The following is a 23367-nucleotide window of genomic DNA, read 5'->3' on the forward strand; positions in this document are numbered from 1 at the left end:
TCAGAACAGCGACTTCGCGGCGGCGGATGCCGCCGACACCAGCGGCGCTGGGTAAACGAAGAACAGCAGATTGAAGAGACCGGCCACGGCCAGCACGGTGCGCAGTTCGAGACGCATCGGCTGCACGGCACCGGCCGGCTCGTCGAAGTACATCACCTTGATGATATAGAGATAGTAATAGGCGCCGACGACGCTCGCCAGCACGCCGAGCACGGCGAGCGTGAACAGCCCGGCTTTGATCGCCGCCAGGAACACGTAGAACTTGGCGAAGAAGCCGGCCAGCGGCGGGATGCCCGCCAGCGAGAACAGCAGCATCGCCATGAAGAACGCCAGCAGCGGATTGGTGCGCGCAAGACCTGCGAAATCGGCAATGTTCTCAACATGCTCGCCGTTGCGCTTCATCGCCAGGATGATCGAGAACATCCCGAGCGTCATCGCCAGGTAGATGGCGATATAGACCAACACGCCCTGTGCGCCTTCGACGGTGCCAGACGCGAGACCAACCAGCGCGAAACCCATGTGGCCGATCGAGGAATATGCCAGTAAGCGCTTGATGTTCTTCTGGCCGATGGCCGCAAACGAGCCCAGCGCCATCGACGCGATCGACACGAATACGACGATCTGCTGCCACTGCGCGGTGATGTCTGGGAACGCGGTCAGCACGACGCGCACGAATACGGCGATGGCCGCGACCTTCGGGGCCGACGCGAAGAAGGCCGTGACCGGTGTCGGAGCGCCCTCATAAACGTCGGGCGTCCACATGTGGAACGGGACCGCGGACACCTTGAAGCAGAGGCCTGCAAGCAGGAACACGAGGCCGAAGATCAGGCCGATGTTGCCGCTCTTCGCTTCCGCCGCGATCCCTGCAAAACTCACCGTGCCGGTAAAGCCGTAGATCAGCGACGCGCCATAGAGCAGCATGCCGGACGACAGCGCTCCGAGCACGAAGTACTTCAGCCCCGCTTCCGTCGATTTGACATTGTCGCGGTGGCTCGCCGCCACCACGTAGAGCGCAAGGCTCATCAATTCGAGACCGAGATACAGCGCGATCAGGTCGCCGGCCGAAATCAGGATCATCATGCCGACGGTCGACAGGAGTACCAGCACGGCGAATTCGAACATCCGCCGCGACTTGTCCTGCAGGAACTCGATCGACAGAAGCAGCGTCACTGCCGAGCCGACCAGCGTCAGCAGCTTCAGGAAGCGCGCGAAATCATCGAGAACGAAGCTGCCGCCGAAGGTCGTGACCTTGCCTGCGGGCGACAGCACGATCAGCGCGCCCGCACAGATCAGGAACACGATCGCCAGACCGACGACGGTGTTGGTCGCCCGCTCGCCATTAAACGCGCCGATCATCAACAATAGCATCGCGCACACGCTGAGCAAAAGCTCAGGCAGAACCGGGAGCAGCAAGTAACCTGCAGCCGTAAAGCTCATGATCGTGGCCTCTGCGCCTTCTTCGCGCTCATTGCACCAGCGCCGCGGCCTTCACGGCCGAGATCGCGGTATTATAGTTGCTGACGAGTTGCTGGACGGATGCCGCCGACATGTCCAGCACCGGCTTCGGATAGACGCCGAACAGGATCGTCAGCACCACCAGCGGCACCAGGATGACACCTTCGCGCAGCGTGAGATCCTTGATGCTGGCGAGCGACGGCTTCTCAAGCGCCCCGAACACCACCTTCCGGTAGAGCCACAGCGCATAGGCCGCCGACAGGATGACGCCCGTGGTGGCAATGAAGGCCGTTGGCAGGCTGACCTTGAAGGTGCCGAGCAGCGTCAGGAATTCACCAACGAAGCCGGACGTTCCCGGCAGCCCGACGTTGGCCATGGTGAACACCATGAATACGGCCGCATAGAGCGGCATCCGGTTGACCAAGCCTCCATAGGCCTTGATCTCGCGCGTGTGCAACCGGTCATAGACGACGCCGACGCAAAGGAACAGCGCGCCCGACACGATGCCGTGCGAGACCATCTGGAAGATGCCGCCGGCGACGCCCTGCGCGTTGCCCGCGAAGATGCCCATGGTCACGAAGCCCATATGCGCGACCGACGAGTAGGCAATCAGCTTTTTGATATCCTCCTGCATCAGCGCGACCAGCGAGGTGTAGACGATCGCGATCACCGATAGCGAGAACACCAGCGGCGCGAACTCGTGTGAAGCCAGCGGGAACATCGGCAGCGAGAACCGCAGAAAGCCGTAGCCGCCCATCTTCAAGAGGATCGCCGCCAGAACCACCGAGCCGGCCGTGGGCGCCTCCACGTGCGCATCCGGCAGCCAGGTGTGAACCGGCCACATCGGCATCTTCACCGCAAACGAGGCGAAGAACGCAAGCCACGCCCAGGTCTGCAAACCGCGCGGCACCGCCGTCCGCATCAGCGTCGGGATGTCGGTCGTACCGGCGTTCCAGTATAGCGCCATGATCGCGAGCAGCATCAGCACCGAGCCGAGCAGCGTGTACAGAAAGAACTTGAAGCTCGCATAGACACGACGCGGCCCGCCCCAGACGCCGATGATCAGGAACATCGGAATCAGGCCACCCTCGAAGAACAGGTAGAACAGCACGAGATCGAGCGCGGAGAACGTGCCGATCATCAGCGTTTCCAGGATTAGGAACGCCATCATGTATTCGCGCACGCGCAGGCTGATCGCCTTCCAGCTCGCGACGATGCAGAACGGCATCAGCGCAGTGGTGAGGATCACGAACGGCAGCGAAATGCCGTCCACACCCATGTGGTAGCTGATGCCCTGCGCAAGCCAGGACGCCTTCTCGACGAACTGGAAGTCAGGATTGGAGGCATCGAAACGCGCCACCAGGATCAGCGAGACGGCGAAGGTGATGACCGTGGTCCATAGCGCGATCCAACGGGCATTACGGGCCGCCGCTTCATCGCTGCCACGCGTCAGCCAGATCAACAGCGCGCCGACCACCGGCAGGAAGGTGACGACGGAAAGAATGGGCCAGGTCATATCAGTTGGCCCCCACGCCGAACATGAACCAGGTGATCAAGCCCGCGACACCGATCAGCATCGCGAACGCGTAGTGATAGAGATAGCCGCTCTGCAGCCGCACCACGTTACGCGTGACATCGAGCACACGCGCGGACACGCCATCGGGGCCGAAGCCGTCGATCAGGAAGCCATCGCCCTTCTTCCAGAGCGTGTAGCCAAGCCACTTCGCCGGCCGCACGAAGATGAAATCGTACAGCTCGTCGAAGTACCACTTATTGAGCAGGAAGCGGTAGAGGAGCTGATGCTGCTTGGCGAGCTCGACCGGGATGTACGGACGGCGGATGTAGAACAGCCACGAGATCGCAAAACCGATCACCATCATCACGGTCGGCAATAGCGCAATCGCCGCCGGAGTGTGATGAATCTCCTCCAGCAAGCCGGGCTTCATCTTCAGCGACTCGCGGAAGAACTCTTCCGTTCCATGCCCGGTGAAAACTTCCTTGAATGGGAAGCCGGCCAGGATCGAACCTGCCGCCAGCACGAACAGCGGGATCAGCATCACCAGCGGGCTCTCATGCGCAGCCTCGTAGTGGTGCCGATCATGCGGCTCGCCATGGAACGTCTTGAACACAAGCCGCCAGGAATAGAACGACGTCAGCAGTGCCGCGACCACGGTCAGGATGAAGGCGTAGAGCGCGAACGGATTGTGCGCCGAGAACGCCGACTCGATGATGGCATCCTTGGAGAAGTATCCGGCCGTCAGCGGGAACCCGGTCAGCGCCAGGGTGCCGATCACCATCATGACATAGGTGAACGGGATCTTGTTGCGCAGGCCGCCCATATTGCGGATGTCCTGCTCATGATGCATCGCGTGGATGACCGAACCCGAGCCCAAGAACAGCAGCGCCTTGAAGAAGGCGTGCGTGAACAAGTGGAACATGCCGATTGAATAGGCCCCTGCTCCCATCGCCACGAACATGTAGCCGAGCTGCGAACAGGTCGAATATGCAACGATGCGCTTGATGTCGTTCTGAACGAGGCCGACGGTCGCCGCGAAGAACGCCGTGGTCGCACCAAAGAACATCACGACGGCCTGCGCGGTCGGCGCCAGCTCGAACAGCGGCGACAGGCGCGCGACCATGAACACGCCGGCGGTGACCATCGTCGCGGCATGGATGAGCGCCGACACTGGCGTCGGGCCTTCCATCGCGTCCGGCAACCAGGTGTGCAGCAGGAACTGCGCCGACTTGCCCATCGCGCCCATGAACAGCAGCAGGCAGGTCAGCGTCAGCGCATCCACCTGCCAGCCGAAGAAGCTGATGGTCTTGCCGGTCAGACCCGGCGCCGCCGCGAAGATCGTCTCGAAATCGGTCGAGCCGACCAGCATGAAAATGGCAAAGATGCCGAGAGCAAAGCCAAAATCGCCGACGCGATTGACCACGAACGCCTTGATCGCCGCCGCGTTGGCGGATGGGCGCTGGAACCAGAAGCCGATCAAAAGATAGCTGGCCAGGCCCACGCCTTCCCAGCCGAAGAACAGCTGCACCAGATTGTCGGAGGTCACCAGCATCAACATGGCGAAGGTGAACAGCGACAGATAGGCCATGAACCGGGGGCGGTTCGGGTCTTCGTGCATGTAACCAATGGAATACAGATGCACGAGCGCCGACACCGAATTGACCACCACCAGCATGACAGCGGTCAGCGTATCCACGCGCAGCGTCCAGGCGACGTTGAGGTCGCCTGAGTTGATCCATGGCAGCAGCACGATGCGAGCATCCTGATGCATGAAGCCGACATTGACCAACATCACCCACGACAACGCGGCCGAAACGAATAGCAGCGCCGTGGTGATCACCTCGGCGGCACGCGAACCAACGGCCGGCGGCTCCGACGGGTGATCATGCGAATGGTCGTCATGAGCATGGGACGCGTGCGCATCGTGACCGGGCGCGTAATGGCCATGCGCATCGTGCGCGTGATCCATCTCGTCGCCGCTCGGGTTGCGCCCATGCGCACCGTACAAGGCAATCAGTCCGGCGAGGATAGCACCCAGCAACGGCAGGAAGACAATGGCTTGAATCATCTCAACACTCGCGCCCCCGCATGAGCGTCATCCGACGCACCGTCCGCTTATCGCCCCGCATGCGTCAGCCCTTCATCAGATTGATGTCTTCAACCGCGATCGAGCCGCGGTTGCGGAAGAATACGACCAGCACCGCCAGACCGATCGCGGCTTCGGCTGCCGCAACCGTCAGCACCAGCAATGCGAACACCTGTCCGACGATGTCGTTCAAGAACGTCGAGAACGCCACCAGATTGATGTTCACGGCAAGCAGGATCAGCTCGATCGACATCAGAATGACAATGACGTTCTTCCGGTTCAGGAAAATGCCGAGAATGCCGACCGTGAACAAAATGGCGGCAACGGCCAGATAGTGTCCGAGACCGATCGTCATTCCGCAGCCTCCCGTGGCGGTACATCCTGCAGGCCCTGCCCCGGTGCGACCTTGACCACATCCATCGCCATCGCCTTGGTGCGGGCGTTCTGAACCGAAATATTCTGACGCTTGACGTTCGGCTTGTGACGTAGCGTCAGCACAATCGCACCGATCATCGCGACCAGCAGAACCAAACCCGACATCTGGAAGTAGTGGATGTACTTCGTATACAGCACGAGGCCGAGCGCCTCGGTGTTGCTGACGTTGCTCGGGATCGGCGATGCGATCGCCTTGCTCACGGTCGGATTGATCGCCCAGCCGCCGGCCACCAGCAGCAATTCGGCCAGGAAAATGCCGCCGATGACGATGCCGAACGGCAGATAGTTCAGGAACCCTTGCTTGAGCTCGGCGAAATCGACGTCGAGCATCATGATCACGAACAGGAACAGCACCGCCACCGCGCCGACATAGACGACGACGAGGATCATCGCGAGGAACTCGGCTCCCATCAGGATGAACAGGCCGGCGGCGTTGACGAAAGCCAGGATCAGGAACAGCACCGAGTGCACGGGATTGCGCGAGGCAATCACCATCACCGCCGAGGCCACGCAGATGCCGGCAAACAGATAGAAGAACAGCGCGGGAACGATCATCCCCTCACCTCACCGGTACGGCGCGTCGAGCGCGATGTTCTTCGCGATCTCACGCTCCCAGCGATCCCCATTCGCGAGCAGCTTTGCCTTGTCGTAGTAAAGCTCCTCGCGCGTTTCGGTCGCGAATTCAAAGTTCGGCCCCTCGACGATGGCGTCGACTGGGCAGGCCTCCTGGCAAAGGCCGCAATAGATGCACTTCACCATGTCGATGTCATAGCGCACCGTCCTGCGGGTGCCGTCGTTGCGGCGCGGGCCGGCTTCGATGGTGATCGCCTGCGCAGGGCAGATCGCCTCGCAGAGCTTGCAGGCAATGCAGCGCTCCTCGCCGTTGGGATAACGGCGCAGCGCGTGCTCACCACGGAAGCGCGGCGAGATCGGCCCTTTCTCGAACGGATAGTTCAGCGTCGGCTTCGGCTTGAAGAAGTAGCGCATGGCGAGAACAAACGCCGACACGAACTCCTTCAGCAGAAGCGAGCGAGCTGCGGTGATAACGCTCATGATATCCTCACTCTCAGGGCACGGCTCATTTCGGCGCGAGCCCCGCGAAATGCAGCACGCTGGCGACGATCACGACCGCCGCGAGCGAAATTGGCAGAAATACCTTCCAACCCAGCCGCATGAGCTGGTCGTAGCGATAGCGCGGCACGATCGCCTTCGCCATCGCGAACAGGAAGAACATGAACAGGACCTTGAGCACGAACCAGATGATGCCCGGCACCCAGGTAAACGGCGCAAACGGGATCGGCGATAGCCAGCCGCCCAGGAACATGATCGAGGCCAGTGCGCACATCGTGACGATGGCGACGTACTCGCCCAGCATGAACATCATGTAGGGCGTGGAACCGTACTCGACCATGAAGCCGGCGACGAGTTCCGATTCCGCTTCCACCAGATCGAACGGTGGGCGATTGGTCTCCGCCAGTGCCGATACATAGAAGATGACGAACATCGGGAACAGCGGCAGCCAATACCAGCCGAACACGCCGTATTGCGTATCCTGCGCCGCAACGATCGCGCTCAGGTTCAGCGAGCCGACGCACAGCAGCACGGTGATGATGACGAAGCCGATCGAGACCTCGTAGGAGACCATCTGCGCCGCCGAACGAAGCGCCGCGAGGAATGGATACTTCGAGTTGGAGGCCCAGCCGGCCATGATGATGCCGTAGATCGACAGCGACGAGATCGCGAAGATATACAGCACGCCGACATTGATGTCGGCGATCACCCAGTTGAGATTGACCGGGATCACCGCCCAGGCCGCAAGGGCCAGCACGCAGGACACCAGCGGCGCTAGCAGGAACACGCCCTTATTGGCGCCGGCGGGGATCGTCGGCTCCTTCAGCACGAATTTCAGCAGGTCGGCGAAGGATTGCAGCAATCCCCATGGGCCGACCACGTTCGGGCCGCGACGGATTTGCACCGCCGCCCAGATCTTGCGGTCCGCGAGCAGAATATAAGCGATGGCGACCAGCAGGATGACGAGCATCGCCACGCTCTGGATTACGATGATCAGAAGCGGCCAGAGATAGTCGGTCCACAGTTCGGCGAAAGTCATCACGTCACTCCGCCGCCGTCAGCATGCGCCCTGACGCCAGGCTCGAACACTCGGCCATGACGGCAGACGCACGCGCAATGGCGTTCGTCAGATAGAAGTCGGGCACCGGGCTCTTGAACGGCGCCTTGTCCAGCGTGCCGCCCGCCGCGGCCAGCTTGCGAATATCATCCGCGCTGCCGGGCGCGATCTGATCGATCCGCATCAAATGCGGATAGGTCTTGAACAGCGCCTGTCGCAGCGCCTGCAGCGAGTCGTAGCCGAGCTTCTTGCCGAGCCGCTCCGACAGCGCGCGCACGATCGACCAATCCTCACGCGCATCACCCGGCGGGAAGCCTGCGCGATTGCCCATCTGCGCGCGTCCCTCGGTGTTGACGTAAATGCCGGACTTCTCGGTGTAGGCCGCTCCTGGCAGGATGACGTCGGCGCGGTGAGCGCCCTTGTCACCATGGGTGCCGATATAGACGACGAACGCCCCTGCCGCGACCTCGGTCTCGTCGGCTCCAAGCAGGAACAGCGCATCGAGCGCGCCTGCCGTAGCCATCTGCGCCGCCGTCAAGCCACCGGCGGCTGGCGTGAAGCCGATATCCAGCGCACCCACCTGCGACGCCGCATTGTGCAGCACGCCGAAGCCGTTCCAGCCGTCCTTCACGGCGCCCGCATCCAACGCGATCTTGGCGGCCGTCGCCAGAACCGCGGCCCCGTCGGCCCGCGCCGCAACCCCGGCGCCGACCAGCACGATCGGGTTCTTGGCGTTCTTCAGCACGTCAGCGAACGAATGCTTGCCGGCAGCGAGATCGCTCAGCGTCTCGGGCCCCGCTCCCAGATAATCGTGAGGATAGGTCAAGTCGGCGTCTTCACCGATCACACCGATCTTCAACGCTCCGGTGCGCCAACGCTTGCGGATGCGGGCATTCAACAGCGCCGCCTCCTTGCGCGGATTGGCACCGACGATCAGCAGCACATCCGCCTGCTCGATGCCGAGAATGGTCGGATTGAAGATGTAGGACGCCCGCCCGATCGCCGGGTCGAAGCCCGCGGCCTCCGTCGCGACATGAGCCGAGCCGAGCTGCGTGAGCAACTCCTTCAGCGCGAACATGTCTTCCACGCTTGCCAGCGGCCCGGCGATCGCCCCGACCCGCTTGCCGTCGCTCTTGCCGAGCCGAGCGGCGATCGCATCGAATGCCTCGCTCCAGCTGGCCGGGCGCAGCTTGCCGTCAACCCGAACGTATGGACGATCTAGACGCTGCGTGCGCAAGCCGTCGACCACATGGCGCGTCTTGTCGGAAATCCATTCCTCGTTGATCGCCTCGTTGACGCGCGGCTGAATGCGCATCACCTCGCGGCCGCGCGTATCGACGCGGATCGCCGATCCCACCGCATCCATCACGTCGATCGACTGGGTCTTACCGAGCTCCCACGGCCGGGCCGCGAAGGCATACGGCTTCGAGGTCAACGCGCCGACTGGGCAGATATCGACCAGATTGCCCTGCAACTCCGAGCTAAGCGCCTGTTCGAGAAAGGTCGTGATCTCCATATCCTCGCCACGACCGATCGCGCCCATCTCCGGCACCCCGCAAACCTCCGCCGAGAAGCGGACGCAACGCGTGCACTGGATGCAGCGGTTCATCGAGGTCTTCACCAGCGCGCCGAGATACTTGTCCTCGACGGCGCGCTTGTTCTCGGCGAAGCGGCTGGTATCGACGCCGTAACCCATCGCCTGGTCCTGCAGATCGCACTCGCCGCCCTGATCGCAGATCGGGCAATCGAGCGGATGGTTGATCAGCAGGAACTCCATCACGCCTTCGCGGGCCTTTTTCACCATCGGCGACTTGGTCTTCACCGAGGGCAGCTCGCCGTTTGGGCCCGGACGGCAATCGCGCACGCCCCAGGCGCAGCTCGCAACCGGCTTCGGCGAACCCGCCACCTCGACCAGGCACATGCGGCAGTTGCCGGCGATCGACAGACGCTCGTGGTAACAGAAACGCGGAATCTCGGCACCGGCAGCCTCACACGCCTGCAACAGCGTGTACTCGGCCGGGACATCAATTTCCTTGCCATCGACGAGAAGCTTGGTCATGGCCTCACGACTCTCTCATTGAATTGCACCATGCCACCTACTCCGCCGCGACCATGACCGGCTCAGACCGGTCGGCATTACGCGAAAATTCATCGATGCGGCGCTCGATCTCGGGACGGAACGCACGGATCAACCCCTGCACGGGCCAGGCGGCAGCGTCGCCGAGCGCGCAGATGGTGTGCCCTTCGACCTGCTTGGTGACTTCGAGCAGCATGTCGATCTCGCGCTTCTGCGCGCGTCCCTCGATCATGCGGTTGAGCACGCGCCACATCCAGCCGGTGCCCTCGCGGCACGGCGTGCACTGGCCGCAGCTCTCGTGCTTGAAGAAGTAGCTGATGCGTGCGATCGCAGCGACGACATCGGTGGATTTGTCCATGACGATGACGCCGGCCGTGCCGAAGCTCGACTTCACTGCGCGGGTGCCATCGAAATCCATGATCAGGTCGGCGCAATCGGCCGCCGGGATCAGCGGGCACGACGCGCCGCCCGGAATAATCGCCAGCAGATTGTCCCAGCCGCCGCGGATGCCGCCGCCGTGAACCTCGATCAGCTCGCGGAACGGAATACTCATCGCCTCTTCGACGACGCATGGCGTGTTGACGTGGCCGGAGATGCCGTAAAGCTTGGTGCCAACGTTGTTCGGCCGGCCGATCGCGGAGAACCAGGCTGCACCGCGGCGCAGGATATCCGGCGCGACGGCGATCGACTCGACGTTATTGACCGTCGTGGGACAGCCATAGAGACCCATGTTGGCCGGGAACGGCGGCTTCAGCCGCGGCTGCCCCTTCTTGCCCTCAAGGCTTTCGAGCAGCGCGGTCTCCTCGCCGCAGATATACGCGCCGGCGCCGTGGTGAACGACGATGTCGAACGGCCAGCCATGCACGTTGTCCTTGCCAATCAGCTTGGCCTCGTAGGCCTGATCGACCGCGGCTTGCAACCGCTCACGCTCGCGAATGAATTCACCGCGCACATAGATGAATGCCGTGTGCGCGCCCATCGCGAAGCTCGCGAGCAAGCAGCCTTCGACCAGCAGATGCGGGTCGTGCCGCATGATCTCGCGGTCCTTGCAGGTGCCGGGCTCGGACTCGTCGGCGTTGACAACCAAGTAATGCGGGCGTCCATCCGACTCCTTGGGCATGAACGACCACTTCAACCCGGTCGAGAAGCCCGCCCCGCCGCGGCCGCGCAGGCCCGACGCCTTCACCTCATTGACGATCCAGTCGCGCCCCTTTTCGAGAATGGCCTTGGTGCCATCCCAGGCGCCGCGCCGGCGCGCGCCCTCAAGCCCCCAATCGTCGAGGCCATAGAGATTGCGGAAAATGCGATCCTTGTCAGCGAGCATGGTTCGCTTCCCTCAAAGCCCGCGTTGCGTGGCTTGCCGCCAGCTCATCGCGAAGGCGATCGCCGCGAAGAGAGCCGTCCACATCAACGAGGTCTGCATGTTCGTACCGAGAAACACGCGGTTAATAACGAAGACGAGCAACGCCACGCTCGCCGTATAGAGCGTGACGAAACGCAGCTTGGCATTCTGCATGGCCACCTCCCTCATGATTTCTTGTCGGCTGCGCCGTCGCCCTTCAGCGTCGTGAGACCCGTGATCGGCGACGCGAACTGGCGGCCGTTCTGCGGCCCAGGCTTCGGCGGATTATCGGCGGCGAAGCCGTCGAGGACCTTCTCGAAGCTCTCCTTGGTCAGATCCTCGTAGGTGTCCTTCCAGATCATCACCATCGGCGCATTCACGCAGGAGCCGAGGCATTCGACCTCCTCCCAGCTGAAGTTTCCATCCGCCGACAGATGGAACGGATCATGATGAATCCGGTGCTTGCACGCCGCGATCAGGTCGCCCGCGCCGCGCAGCATGCAAGGTGTCGTGCCGCAAACCTGCACATGCGCCTTCTTGCCGACAGGCTGCAGCTGGAACATCGTGTAGAAGGTCGCGACTTCGAATACACGAATGTAGGGCATGTCGAGCATGTCGGCGACGACGCGGATCGCGGCCTCGGACGTCCAGCCGCCGTTCTGCTCCTGCGCACGCCACAGGATCGGGATCACCGCCGAGGCCTGGCGGCCCTCCGGATACTTCGCGATCTGCGCCTTGGCCCAAGCGAGATTCTCTTCGCTGAACGCGAAGCTCGCCGGCTGAAGTTCTTTCGGTGCGAGGCGGCGGACGGCCATTTGCTGTTACTCGGTCCTTCTAGTGATCGCGGCGCGGCTTACCTGAAAGCGCGCGGATACGCTGCTCCCAGAACGGGCTCGCAGTCGCCAGTACGTTGTAGCCGACGTTGGAGCTCTGCTTGATCCGGCCAAGTATCGAAACGTTACGGACGTGTTCGAAGTGCCCAGTGTCCGGGTCATAACAGAACAACTTGAACGGCGTATTGGCAAGAATGTAACGGGACATGGTGTGGTCGGGATCGTTGCCATGCTCTTCGCAGATCACGACGCAGTCGGACTGAAGCAGTCGCGCACCACCGCGCATCGCCTCGGCCTCGACGCCTTCGACATCGAGCTTGACCACATAGCGACCAAGCGACGTGATCATGTTGTCATCGATCAGGCTATCGAGCGCGACAACTGCGACCTCTTCGCCCCGGCGAGCCCCCCCGGCGATGCTCATCGCCTCGTGCTTGTATCCGGACAGATAGGCCACGCCGGGCCGCTCGCCCACCGCGCGCCGCATCGTGCGGAAACGATTGCCGTTGAGCTGCGCATTCGCGCTCAGCTGTGCGAACGTGATCGACGACGGCTCGATCGCGATCGAGCGGTGCGCACCATATGGCTTGCTGGTGATGAGCACCGACCAGTAACCATAGTTGGCGCCGCAATCGATCAGCGTGTAGTCGACGTCGGCGATGCCCTGGAAGAAGAGATCGATGTCCGCCTCGTAGTGGAACTGCCGATCCAGCAGCAACGTCCAATAGCTGTCGCCATACGGAAAGGCGAACTTCGCGTCGTCGTTCAGCCGCACGGTGATGTTGCGACTGGGCAGCAACGACCGCAGCGCCTTGCAGCCTGCGCCGAACCCGCGATAGGACCAGGCCGAGCTCAACCGTGCGCCCGCCTGAAAGGCATAGGCCGCGAGCTGCTCGCGCGCCGACGCACCATCAAATGCGCCGGTCGTCCGGTCAAAAGCGAGGTCCGGCCCTACGCTCATCGATCCACTTCTCCGAACACGATGTCGATGGAGCCGAGGATGGCGGAAACGTCAGCGAGCAGATGGCCCTTGCAGAGGAATTCCATCGCCTGCAGATGCGCGAAGCCCGGCGCACGGATCTTGCACTTGTAGGGCTTGTTGGAGCCGTCGGCGACCAGATAGACGCCGAACTCGCCCTTCGGCGCCTCCACCGCGGCATAGACCTCGCCGGCCGGCACATGCACGCCTTCGGTGTAGAGCTTGAAGTGATGGATCAGCGCTTCCATCGAGCGCTTCATCTCGCCGCGGCGCGGCGGCGTGATCTTGTTGTCCTCGACGACGACCGGCCCCTGCCCGTCCGGCGCACGCAGCTTCTCAATGCACTGCTTCATGATACGGACCGACTGGCGCATCTCTTCGACGCGGATGCAGTAGCGGTCGTAACAGTCGCCGTTCTTGCCGATCGGAATGTCGAAATCCATCTCGGCATAACACTCATAGGGCTGCGACTTGCGCAGGTCCCATGCGGCGCCCGAGCCGCGCACCATCACGCCCGAGAAACCCCAGCGCCACGCGTCTTCCAGCGACACCACGCCGATATCGACATTGCGCTGTTTGAAGATGCGGTTGTCGGTGAGCAGCGTCTCGAGGTCATCGCACACCTGCAGGAACGGATCACACCAGTTCCAGATGTCTTCGATCAGCTGCGGCGGCAGATCCTGGTGCACGCCGCCGATGCGGAAGTACGCCGCATGCATGCGCGATCCGGATGCGCGCTCATAGAACACCATCAGCTTCTCGCGCTCCTCGAAGCCCCACAGTGGCGGGGTCAGCGCGCCGACGTCCATCGCCTGCGTGGTGACGTTCAACAGATGCGAGAGAATGCGGCCGATCTCGCTATAGAGCACTCGGATCAGTTGGCCGCGCCGCGGGACGGCAATGCCGAGCAGCTTTTCGGCGGCAAGGCAGAACGCATGCTCCTGGTTCATCGGCGCGACGTAGTCGAGCCGATCGAAATACGGAATCGCCTGCAGGTAGGTCTTCTGCTCGATCAGCTTCTCGGTGCCGCGATGCAGCAGTCCGATGTGCGGATCGACTCGTTCGACCACCTCGCCATCCAACTCCAGCACAAGGCGCAGCACGCCATGCGCCGCAGGATGTTGCGGTCCAAAGTTGATGGTGAAGTTGCGGAGCGTGGCCTCGGTCATCAGCTTGCCTTCGGACCTGCTTTCTCATCGCCGGGCAGCGGATAGTCCGCACCTTCCCACGGCGAGAGGAAATCGAACTTGCGGAATTCCTGGTTGAGTTTCACCGGCTCGTACTTCACCCGCTTCTCCTGGTCGTCGTAGCGCACCTCGACGAAGCCCGTGGTCGGGAAGTCCTTGCGCAGCGGGTGCCCGTCGAACCCATAGTCGGTCAAAATGCGGCGCATATCGGGGTGGCCGACGAACAGCACGCCGTAGAGATCGAAGGTCTCGCGCTCGAACCAATCGGCACCGGGAAACTCGCCGATGATCGAGGGCACCTGCGTCGTCTCGCTGGCCGGCAGCTTGATGCGGACGCGCGTGTTCAGACACGGCGACAGGAAATGATAGACGACCTCAAAGCGCTCGCGGCGCCCTGGAAAATCGACCGCGGTGATGTCGGTGAAATTGACGAAACGGCAGCGGGGATCGTCACGCAGGAATTTGACCACGTCGAGGATCTTGTCCGCCTCCGTCGTCAGCGTCAGCATGCCGAGCGACACGCTGTGGCTGGTCACGGCACCACCAAGCGCGCCCGCAATCGTCGCGCCTAACTGTTCAAGCTGAGCGTCGTCCATCGTCAATCCTCAGCGCTCAATGGTGCCGGTACGGCGAATCTTCTTCTGCAACAGCAGGACGCCGTACAGCAGCGCTTCCGCGGTCGGCGGACAGCCCGGCACGTAGATGTCGACAGGCACGATGCGATCGCACCCGCGCACCACCGAGTACGAATAGTGATAGTAGCCGCCGCCGTTGGCGCACGAGCCCATCGAGATGACGTAGCGCGGCTCCGGCATCTGGTCGTAGACCTTGCGCAGCGCAGGCGCCATCTTGTTGGTCAGCGTGCCGGCGACGATCATCACGTCCGACTGACGCGGCGAGGCGCGCGGCGCAAAGCCGAAGCGCTCCACGTCATAGCGCGGCATCGACACCTGCATCATCTCGACCGCGCAGCAGGCGAGACCGAAGGTCATCCACATCAGCGAGCCGGTACGGGCCCAGGTGATCAGGTCGTCGGTGGCGGTGACGAAGAAGCCCTTATCGGCAAGTTCGTTGTTAACCTCGACGAAGAAACGATCATCGGCGCCGACTGGCTTGCCCGTCCGCGGATCGAGGATTCCGGTGGCCGGCTGCGAGACGACCGTTTCGCGCGTTTGCGACATCATCAATCCCACTCCAGCGCGCCCTTCTTCCACTCATAGGCAAAACCGATGGTGAGCACGGCGAGGAATACCATCATCGACCAGAACCCGGTGGCGCCGAGCTGTCCGAACGTCACCGCCCACGGAAACAGGAACGCCACTTCGAGATCGAAAATGATGAACAGGATGGCGACGAGATAGAAGCGCACGTCGAACTTCATGCGCGCGTCGTCGAAGGCGTCGAAGCCGCACTCATAGGCCGACAGCTTATCCGGATCCGGATTGCTGTAGGCCAGCATGAACGGCGCAATCAGCAGCGCCAGCCCGATCACGGTTGCGATGCCGATGAACACCACAAGCGGCAGATAGCTCTGCAATAAACTGCCCATCACTCGTCCCTGTTTATTCGGCAGCGTGTTGCGCAGATTCGCGACACATTTGGAATGGTTTTAAGGCTTTAGCGCAGTGCAAAAGGGGGCGCAAGACGACCTGTTTTGACCTTGCCTCTGCATAATTGCCGGGGCAGTTGCGCGTCTCCGGGATGGATGAATTCGGCGGATAAATCCGGCCCCCTCCCCGGGTCTCAGGTCAGCCCGCCACCATCCAGAACGAGCGGCCGCCGAGAGGCTCTTAGAGGCTCAGTCGCAGCGCGGCAAGCGCGCGAAACCTTGGCCACCGCCCCTTTCCGGACCACGGTACCCGGCCCTCATTCTCATCCGCCCCAGGACAATGCAGACGAGCGCAAGGTGATCCACCCACGCGAAGTTGATCCGTTTTTGGGAAAAGGCCTAATCCGTTGTGCTGACGTTCCAGGTGGCGTCGTAAACACCCTCCTCCCGGTGAAGGCTCGAGACGACAGCATCGAGTTCCTTGGGATCGATGGTCGTGCTGACGAGCGTGGCGGTGATGTCCACGCGGCGGTCGGTCCGCTCGGCGACCTCTATGTCCGCCACCGGATATTGCGCCGCCTCCAGCCTCTCGGTCAGCTGGTCGCGCATGCCGGCCAGCACGCTGGAGTCCACGACCAGTCTGACGTAATAGGTGGCTTCCAGCGAGCGCTCGTCGATCGGCGAGCGATTGACCGCGTTCACGAGCGGCCGCAGCAGCGTGTTGCCGGCCAGGACAAAGATCGTCAGCGCCGTCGCCTGAGCCATCATGTCCGCCCCGGCACAGCACCCGACCGCCGCCGATCCCCACAGCGTCGCTGCGGTGTTCAGGCCGCGTACGTTCATGCCCTCCTTGATGATGACACCAGCGCCCAAGAAACCGATGCCGGAGACGACGTAGGCGATCACCCGCACCGCACCACCGGAGCCATCCAGGCGCATCGCCAGATCCACGAAAGCGGCTGCGCCTACCGCAACCAGAACGTTTGTGCGAAGCCCGGCAGCACGCAGACGATACTGGCGCTCGACGCCGATCAGCGTGCCAAGAACGAAGGCCACCGCCAGACTGACCAGCGTGTCCAGGAAGTCCAGCAGCTGAAAGGTCTGGATGAACTGCATGACGTGATGTCCTCAAGCCTTGTCCGTGGTCAACGCAGCAGGCTGTGCTCGCAACTGTCCACAGGAGAGTCAACGCCTCCTGATCGCTCCAAGTGATCGCGACGGCCATCGCGACGAAGCGCCGTTGAATCGTGAAGCGCCGTCGAATCAAGACGTCATGCGCGAGTCGTCATGATCCCCGTGTGACAATAGCTGCGCGAAACACAGGCTCGCGCGTCCACATGGGAAGCGAAACAGCAAACCGGGATCTGGAAGGCTAAGCCATTGAAATGAATGGCGCGAGAGACGGGGCTCGAACCCGCGACCTCCGGCGTGACAGGCCGGCGCTCTAACCAACTGAGCTACTCCCGCGCGGGCTGTCTCGTGTGAGACCCGCGTCGTGGGCAGGGACTTAAAGGGCTGTTCCTGCTTAGTCAAGGCAGTTGCAAATCTCCCTTCACAGCAGCACTTCTCCTGTGGTCGATGCAAAAAATGCCCTGTTTACAGGGAAAACAGCATAGGCAAGTCCCCGCCGAATCAACTAAGGCCTGATTTCACGCGTGTTTTGGCACGAACTGTCTCGGGGGGATTTCAGTTTCCGACCCGCGCTCGCGCCGAATTCGAGACCAGAGCGTCGTCAGACAGGCCCGATCGTCCGCCTGAAACGCACTGGAACCTGAAACTTCCAGAGGAGGGCCACTATGGCGAAGAAAGCAGCGACCCCGAATACGGTTACCCTGAAGCACCTTGCGGCAGCGCTTGCCGAGGATCACGAGCTGTCGAAGAAGCAGACCGAAGGTATCCTCGGGGACCTGGTGACCCGCGTCACCAAGCACCTCAAGAAGGGCGACCGCATCCGCATCGTCGGCCTCGGCATCCTCCAGGTCCGCAAGCGCGCCGCCCGCATGGGCCGCAACCCCGCGACCGGCGAGCAGATCCACATCAAGGCGAGCAAGAAGGTTGCCTTCCGCGCCGCCAAGGAGCTGAAGGAAGCAATCTGATCCCCGCATCCAGCAGGCGCTGGAACGGTTTCAGTCTTCCTTAACGCTGTTGCATCGTCCCGGCCCCTGCACGAATGGGGTTCCGGGACGATTTGCTTTTTGCGAGGATAGGCACGCGCCACGGCGCGATCGTCAGCAGCAAAGGCCTCTTCTCCGTGACATCCCTTGCCTTCCAGCACACCGTCCTCAAGCGCTTCCTGCGCTACGTCGTGATCGATACCCAATCCGACCCGGCCTCCCCGACCTGCCCGTCCACGGAAAAACAGAAAGACCTGGGACGGTTGCTCGTAAAGGAGCTGCAGGAGCTCGGACTGAGCGACGCGCACCTCGATTCGTTCGGCTACGTGTACGCGACGGTGCCCTCGAACACCGACAAGCAGGTGCCGGTGATCTGCCTATGCTCGCACATGGACACATCGCCCGACTGCACCGGCAAGGACGTCAAACCGCAGATCGTCAGGAATTATCAGGGCGGCGACATCGTGCTGCCGGCCGACAGGAGCCAAGTGATTCGCGCGGCCGAGCATCCCGCGCTGCGCGACCAGATCGGCCATGACATCGTCACCACCGATGGCACCACCCTGCTCGGCGCCGACAACAAGGCCGGCGTCGCCGAGATCATGGACGCGGTGCATATCCTGCTGAGCAATCCGCAGATCAAACACGGCACCCTGAAAATCCTGTTTACGCCCGACGAAGAGATCGGCCGTGGCGTCGACAAGGCCGACCTGAAGAAGCTCGGAGCCGACTTCGGATACACCATCGACGGAGAGAGTGCGGGCCACCTCGAGGACGAGACGTTCTCCGCCGACGGCGTCACGATCGCCATCGAAGGCGTCAGCACCCATCCGGGATTCGCCAAGGGCAAGATGGAGCACGCCATCAAGATCGCGGCCGCGATCATCGACCGCCTGCCCAGGGAAACCTGCTCGCCGGAGACCACTGAGGGGCGCGAAGGCTTCCTCCATCCCACCAACATCTCCGGCACGCTGGAAAGCGCGACCATCAGCTTGATCGTGCGCGACTTCACCGAGCACGGACTCAAGCAGAAAGAGGCGCTGCTGGAGCAGATCGTCCAGGAGGTGATGAAGGACTATCCCCGCTCAACCTACAGGATGACTGTCAAAGAGCAGTACCGCAACATGAAGGCGGTGGTGGACCAGCATCCGGAAATCGTCGAAAACGCGCTCGAAGCCATCCGCCGCGCCGGCCTGACGCCGGTGCGGTCCAGCATCCGCGGCGGCACCGACGGCTCGCGCCTGTCCTTCATGGGGCTCCCCTGCCCCAACATCTTCGCTGGCGAGCATGCGTTCCACTCGCGCCTGGAGTGGGTCTCTGTCCAAGACATGCAAGCCGCTGTACGGACAATCGTCCATCTGGCGGCAATCTTCGAGGAACGGGCCGCCTGAGCCGATCAGCGGGACGCGACTGCGATCGCCAACGCAACGCTATTTGCTCTGCCCGACCGTTCCCGTTCCGGACGGCGAAGGCGTCGCCGGAACCGGTTGGTTCATTGTCACCTGCGGCGCGTCATTCGCCGCGAACCGAGATCCATTCGGAATCAGCACGTACAGAACTGTCAGACCGATGAACGCGGCGATGGCGACGATCATCATCATCCGCCCGCTCATCCGATCGGTTTCGTATTGAGCCATCGACGCCTCCTTCTGCCGTTTTAACAAGGAGACAACGGGCTCGGCGCGTAACCGGTTCCAGGCTAAGGGGACCGTGCAAGCTTGGCGTCTTTGCGAACCTACTTGCCGGTCACAAAGCGGTTGAGGGTCGAGATGATTTCCGACTGCGGACCGGCGCGATTGTCGGCAGCGATATGTTCGTAGAGATTGGCCGCTCCGGTCAGCATCTCTGACGCACCCTGCTCCGGCAGCAGGAACTTGGCAATCTCACGCATCTCGCCATCCCAGCGATAGGCCTTGTCGTACATGGCAGGCAGTTGCTTGACGAGCCAGGCATGGAGCTGCGGCTGGCTGGCTTTCAGCTCGGCAACGAAACTCTCCGCCGCACCATTGCGCCCCGCGCCGAGCACCATGGATGCGCCCAGCGCCTGGAATCCCTTGGTGATGCCCGCATACGACATCTTTAGAGCCGACGCATCGCCAAGCGACGCCGACAGGACGCGCACATCAAGCCCCAGACGCTTCAGCGTGTCCGCCTCGGTTGCGATCGGCCCGGACATATAGAGCCGCGGGCTCGATCCATCCGCTTTCGGAGCCGCGCCGATGATCGATGCGTCGATGAACGGCAGCGTCTTCGCAGCAAACAGCTTCGCGATGGCTTCAAGGGTCTGCGGGGCAATGGCGTTGCAATCGATGAAGACGGGCTTACGCGCAGCCTTCTCGATCAAGGGCAGGAAGCGCTCGGCCGTCGCACCGGCGGCGGCCGGCGGAACGATCGACAGGATCATATCCGCCTCGCCGACCAACGCGGCGTCATCCACCGCACCGACGCCGGCGGCCTTCGCGCGCTCGGCGCTCGCGCCGCTGCGGCCAACTAACGAAGTCAAGACCGTGGCGCCCCGCTCCACCAGCCGCCGCGCGACGCCGGCTCCCATTTCGCCCATGGCGACGACTGCAATGACCGTCATTGTTCTTGTCCTGGATTGTTTGTCGTGAGTTGGACCGTACAGGAGCAGACTGTAGACCATCGCAGGCAGCAACGGAAAGCAGCGGTCGGACCATGATTGCATCACGACATGATGACATGCCGCAGACTGTCAGGCAGATCGGTTCTGGTGGAGAAAGGCACCAAAGGTTCAAAAACATGGTGGGCGGTGACGGGATCGAACCGCCGACCCTCTCGGTGTAAACGAGATGCTCTGCCAGCTGAGCTAACCGCCCTTTGGCGCCTGTTTAGCCCTCGCCTGCCTCCGAAAGCAAGCGGCCATAATCGCTGAATGGTATAGCGGCGGCCGCACCTCAGGCTTATCGACGAATGCCAGCAAAGAAAACGGCGCCCGAAGGCGCCGTTCGCATGTGCTTAGAAGCGAGAGCTCAGTGGGCGGTAAGGCCCGCGTCGTCACCCGCCTCGGTCTTCGGTGGGATGGACTTGTCCTCCTCCCACTCGATCGGCTGAGGCTTGCGCACCAGCGCCCGGGCGATCACCTCGTCCATCCGCGACACAGGCACGATCTCCAGACCGCCCTTGATCGCATCCGGAATCTCGGTGAGATCCTTGGCATTGTCCTCGGGAATCAGCACCGTCTTGATACCGCCGCGCGCGGCAGCCAGGAGCTTCTCCTTCAGACCGCCGATCGGCAGCACCCGACCGCGCAGCGTGATCTCGCCTGTCATGGCGATATCGTGCCGCACCGGAATGCCGGTCAGGATCGAAACGATCGCGGTTGCCATCGCCACGCCGGCCGACGGGCCATCCTTCGGCGTCGCGCCTTCCGGCACGTGCACGTGGATATCACGCCGATCGAACAGCGGCGGTTCGACACCGAAGGTGACCGCACGCGAGCGGACATAGGATGCCGCCGCGGAGATCGATTCCTTCATCACGTCGCGCAGGTTGCCGGTGACGGTCATGCGGCCCTTGCCGGGCATCATGACGCCTTCGATCGTCAGCAGCTCGCCGCCGACATCGGTCCACGCCAGACCTGTGACAACGCCGACCTGATCGTCGCTCTCGATCTCGCCGAAGCGATACTTCGGCACGCCGAGGAAGTCTTCGAGGTTCTTCTCGGTGACCTTGACCGACTTCTTCTTCGAGATCATCAGCTCCTTCACCGCCTTGCGGGCCAGTGTCGAAAGCTCACGCTCGAGGTTACGCACACCCGCTTCACGGGTGTAGCGGCGGATCATCAAGAGCAGCGCGTCGTCGTCGATCGACCATTCCTTGGAATCGAGGCCATGCTTGGAGAGCGCGCTGGGGATCAAGTGCTTGCGCGCGATCTCGACCTTCTCGTTCTCCGTGTAACCGGCGATCCGAATGATCTCCATGCGGTCCATCAGCGGGCCGGGAATATTCAGCGTATTCGCGGTCGTGATGAACATCACATTGGAAAGATCGTAGTCGACCTCCAGGTAGTGATCATTGAACGTCGCGTTCTGTTCGGGGTCGAGAACCTCGAGCAAAGCCGACGACGGATCGCCACGGAAGTCGGCGCCCATCTTATCGATCTCGTCCAAGAGGAAGAGCGGGTTCGCCGTCTTCGCCTTGCGCATCGACTGGATGATCTTGCCCGGCATCGAGCCGATATAGGTCCGGCGGTGACCGCGGATTTCCGCTTCGTCACGCACGCCGCCGAGCGACACGCGTACGAACTCACGGCCGGTCGCCTTGGCGATCGACTTGCCGAGCGAGGTCTTGCCGACGCCCGGAGGGCCGACGAGACACAGGATCGGTCCGCTCAGCTTGTTGGCGCGGGACTGCACGGCAAGGTACTCGACGATGCGGTCCTTGACCTTCTCGAGCCCATAGTGATCGCTGTCGAGCACCTCCTGCGCGGCATTGAGGTCCTTCTTGACCTTGGATTTCTTGCCCCACGGGATCGACAGCAGCCAGTCGAGATAGTTGCGCACCACCGTCGCTTCCGCGGACATCGGCGACATCTGGCGCAGCTTCTTCAGCTCGTGCTGCGCCTTCTCCCGCGCTTCCTTGGAAAGCTTGGTCTTGGCAATCTTCTCTTCCAGATCAGACAGCTCGTCGCGACCTTCGTCGTCGCCGAGCTCCTTCTGGATCGCCTTCATCTGCTCGTTGAGGTAGTACTCGCGCTGGGTCTTCTCCATCTGGCGCTTGACGCGCGAGCGGATGCGCTTCTCGACCTGCAGCACCGAGATTTCGCTCTCCATCAGACCCAGCACCTTTTCCATGCGCTGGGTGACGGACAACGTCTCCAGGATGCCCTGGCGATCCGGGATCTTGACTGCGAGATGCGAGGCGACGGTATCGGCGAGCTTGGCGAAATCCTTGATCTGCTGAACGACGCCGACGACCTCGGCGGAGATCTTCTTGTTCAGCTTCACGTAGTTTTCGAACTCGGACACGACCGAACGCGAGAGCGCTTCCGCCTCGATGCTATCGGTATCGCTGTCGGCGAGCGGCGTCGCCTCCGCCTCATAGAACTCAGCTCGCTCGGCATACTTGCCGACCTTCGCGCGCGACAGGCCCTCGACCAGCACCTTCACGGTGTTGTCGGGGAGCTTCAAGAGCTGCAGCACGCTGGCGAGCGTGCCGACCTCATAAATCGAATCCGGGCTCGGATCGTCATCGGACGCGTTCTTCTGCGTCGCGAGCATGATCAGCCCGTCGTTCTTCATCACCTCTTCGAGGGCGCGGATCGATTTCTCGCGGCCGACGAACAGCGGCACGATCATGTGCGGAAACACGACGATATCGCGCAGTGGAAGAACCGGATATGTGTTGCTTTCACCGTAGACGATGGACGGCCGGGGTTTGTTGGCAGTCATGGCCTTCGACTTCCTTTCTCTGTGCCCCCTTGTTCCGCAGCCCGCCCGCAGGACGCAACCGCCACAAGGTGCGAATGGACCGGTGGATTTGCCGTCTTGATGTGCTGGACCGGAACGGGCCCGCTCATCCACCGGGGTCTTAAATCAGCGAATCCAAAGCACTTTTTTGAATCGCTGCGGGCTATTAGGTGGCTATCCGATGGGGACGAGTCAAGGGAACCAGGCAATCGTCCGCAACCATTCCCTAACGTGCGC

General features: G+C 62.3%; 22 protein-coding genes and 2 tRNA genes. 2 read left to right on the forward strand and 22 right to left on the reverse strand.

Annotated elements, in window-relative coordinates; genetic code table 11:
• The 18 genes from nuoN to X566_RS20905 form a co-directional block, all read right to left on the reverse strand.
• Window positions 1–1437 (reverse strand): NADH-quinone oxidoreductase subunit NuoN, encoded by a 1437-nt coding sequence (nuoN, locus tag X566_RS20820; protein WP_034471188.1) that lies wholly within the window; start codon window positions 1435–1437, stop codon window positions 1–3.
• A gap of 28 nt (window positions 1438–1465) precedes the next feature.
• Entirely contained in the window at window positions 1466–2971 is a 1506-nt protein-coding gene (locus X566_RS20825) for an NADH-quinone oxidoreductase subunit M (protein WP_034471190.1), read from the reverse strand.
• Window position 2972: 1 nt separating this feature from the next.
• Complete coding sequence (nuoL, locus tag X566_RS20830) at window positions 2973–5039, reverse strand: NADH-quinone oxidoreductase subunit L (RefSeq protein ID WP_034471192.1); 2067 nt, start codon at window positions 5037–5039, stop codon at window positions 2973–2975.
• A gap of 64 nt (window positions 5040–5103) precedes the next feature.
• A complete protein-coding gene (gene nuoK / locus X566_RS20835) occupies window positions 5104–5412 on the reverse strand; it encodes an NADH-quinone oxidoreductase subunit NuoK (RefSeq protein ID WP_034471194.1) in 309 nt (102 codons plus the stop codon).
• Window positions 5409–6047: an NADH-quinone oxidoreductase subunit J gene (locus tag X566_RS20840; protein ID WP_034471196.1), complete on the reverse strand. Its 639-nt coding sequence runs from the start codon at window positions 6045–6047 to the stop codon at window positions 5409–5411. Before X566_RS20840 ends, nuoK begins: the two co-directional genes overlap by 4 nt.
• Window positions 6048–6056: 9 nt before the next feature.
• Window positions 6057–6545, reverse strand: coding sequence for an NADH-quinone oxidoreductase subunit NuoI (gene nuoI, locus X566_RS20845; protein ID WP_034471198.1), 489 nt, complete (start codon window positions 6543–6545; stop codon window positions 6057–6059).
• A 25-nt stretch (window positions 6546–6570) separates the two neighbouring features.
• Complete coding sequence (nuoH, locus tag X566_RS20850) at window positions 6571–7602, reverse strand: NADH-quinone oxidoreductase subunit NuoH (RefSeq protein WP_034472646.1); 1032 nt, start codon at window positions 7600–7602, stop codon at window positions 6571–6573.
• A gap of 4 nt (window positions 7603–7606) precedes the next feature.
• Window positions 7607–9679 (reverse strand): NADH-quinone oxidoreductase subunit NuoG, encoded by a 2073-nt coding sequence (gene nuoG / locus X566_RS20855; RefSeq protein ID WP_034471200.1) that lies wholly within the window; start codon window positions 9677–9679, stop codon window positions 7607–7609.
• A gap of 37 nt (window positions 9680–9716) precedes the next feature.
• Window positions 9717–11021 (reverse strand): NADH-quinone oxidoreductase subunit NuoF, encoded by a 1305-nt coding sequence (gene nuoF / locus X566_RS20860; protein ID WP_034471202.1) that lies wholly within the window; start codon window positions 11019–11021, stop codon window positions 9717–9719.
• Window positions 11022–11033: 12 nt separating this feature from the next.
• Complete coding sequence (locus tag X566_RS20865) at window positions 11034–11213, reverse strand: hypothetical protein (RefSeq protein ID WP_034471204.1); 180 nt, start codon at window positions 11211–11213, stop codon at window positions 11034–11036.
• An 11-nt stretch (window positions 11214–11224) separates the two neighbouring features.
• The gene (gene nuoE, locus X566_RS20870; protein WP_034471206.1) at window positions 11225–11854 is read right to left on the reverse strand and encodes an NADH-quinone oxidoreductase subunit NuoE; all 630 of its coding nucleotides are present in this window, start codon (window positions 11852–11854) and stop codon (window positions 11225–11227) included.
• A 19-nt stretch (window positions 11855–11873) separates the two neighbouring features.
• Complete coding sequence (locus tag X566_RS20875; RefSeq protein WP_034471208.1) at window positions 11874–12833, reverse strand: FkbM family methyltransferase; 960 nt, start codon at window positions 12831–12833, stop codon at window positions 11874–11876.
• Window positions 12830–14020 (reverse strand): NADH-quinone oxidoreductase subunit D, encoded by a 1191-nt coding sequence (locus X566_RS20880; protein WP_034471210.1) that lies wholly within the window; start codon window positions 14018–14020, stop codon window positions 12830–12832. The genes X566_RS20875 and X566_RS20880 overlap by 4 nt, the downstream gene beginning before the upstream one ends.
• On the reverse strand, window positions 14020–14634 hold the full coding sequence (locus X566_RS20885) for an NADH-quinone oxidoreductase subunit C (RefSeq protein ID WP_034471212.1): 615 nt from the start codon (window positions 14632–14634) through the stop codon (window positions 14020–14022). The genes X566_RS20880 and X566_RS20885 overlap by 1 nt, the downstream gene beginning before the upstream one ends.
• A 9-nt stretch (window positions 14635–14643) precedes the next feature.
• Window positions 14644–15222, reverse strand: a complete 579-nt coding sequence (locus tag X566_RS20890; protein WP_034471214.1) for an NADH-quinone oxidoreductase subunit B family protein — start codon at window positions 15220–15222, stop codon at window positions 14644–14646.
• Window positions 15222–15587, reverse strand: coding sequence for an NADH-quinone oxidoreductase subunit A (locus tag X566_RS20895; protein WP_034471216.1), 366 nt, complete (start codon window positions 15585–15587; stop codon window positions 15222–15224). Before X566_RS20895 ends, X566_RS20890 begins: the two co-directional genes overlap by 1 nt.
• A 399-nt stretch (window positions 15588–15986) precedes the next feature.
• Complete coding sequence (locus tag X566_RS20900; RefSeq protein ID WP_034471218.1) at window positions 15987–16703, reverse strand: MgtC/SapB family protein; 717 nt, start codon at window positions 16701–16703, stop codon at window positions 15987–15989.
• A gap of 274 nt (window positions 16704–16977) precedes the next feature.
• Window positions 16978–17054: transfer RNA gene (locus tag X566_RS20905), tRNA-Asp, on the reverse strand.
• A 329-nt stretch (window positions 17055–17383) separates the two neighbouring features.
• On the opposite strand from X566_RS20905, the gene X566_RS20910 reads away from it, so the two are divergent.
• Both X566_RS20910 and pepT read left to right on the forward strand, forming a co-directional pair.
• Window positions 17384–17683 carry an HU family DNA-binding protein gene (locus tag X566_RS20910; protein ID WP_034471220.1) on the forward strand — a complete coding sequence of 100 codons (300 nt, stop codon included), beginning with the start codon at window positions 17384–17386 and terminating at the stop codon, window positions 17681–17683.
• A 74-nt stretch (window positions 17684–17757) separates the two neighbouring features.
• A complete protein-coding gene (gene pepT / locus X566_RS20915) occupies window positions 17758–19092 on the forward strand; it encodes a peptidase T (RefSeq protein ID WP_081740378.1) in 1335 nt (444 codons plus the stop codon).
• Window positions 19093–19131: 39 nt separating this feature from the next.
• Here the strand turns inward: pepT and X566_RS25095 are convergent, their stop codons facing one another.
• The 4 genes from X566_RS25095 to lon all read right to left on the reverse strand — a co-directional run bounded on the left by X566_RS25095 (window position 19132) and on the right by lon (window position 23112).
• On the reverse strand, window positions 19132–19302 hold the full coding sequence (locus tag X566_RS25095) for a hypothetical protein (RefSeq protein WP_160170504.1): 171 nt from the start codon (window positions 19300–19302) through the stop codon (window positions 19132–19134).
• A 134-nt stretch (window positions 19303–19436) separates the two neighbouring features.
• Entirely contained in the window at window positions 19437–20285 is an 849-nt protein-coding gene (locus X566_RS20925; RefSeq protein WP_034471224.1) for an NAD(P)-dependent oxidoreductase, read from the reverse strand.
• Window positions 20286–20462: 177 nt separating this feature from the next.
• Window positions 20463–20538, reverse strand: a tRNA-Val gene (locus X566_RS20930).
• Between the two features lie 153 nt (window positions 20539–20691).
• A complete protein-coding gene (gene lon / locus X566_RS20935; protein WP_034471226.1) occupies window positions 20692–23112 on the reverse strand; it encodes an endopeptidase La in 2421 nt (806 codons plus the stop codon).
• Between the last annotated feature and the right edge of the window lie 255 nt (window positions 23113–23367).

The organism is Afipia sp. P52-10 (assembly GCF_000516555.1).
Lineage (GTDB): Bacteria > Pseudomonadota > Alphaproteobacteria > Rhizobiales > Xanthobacteraceae > P52-10.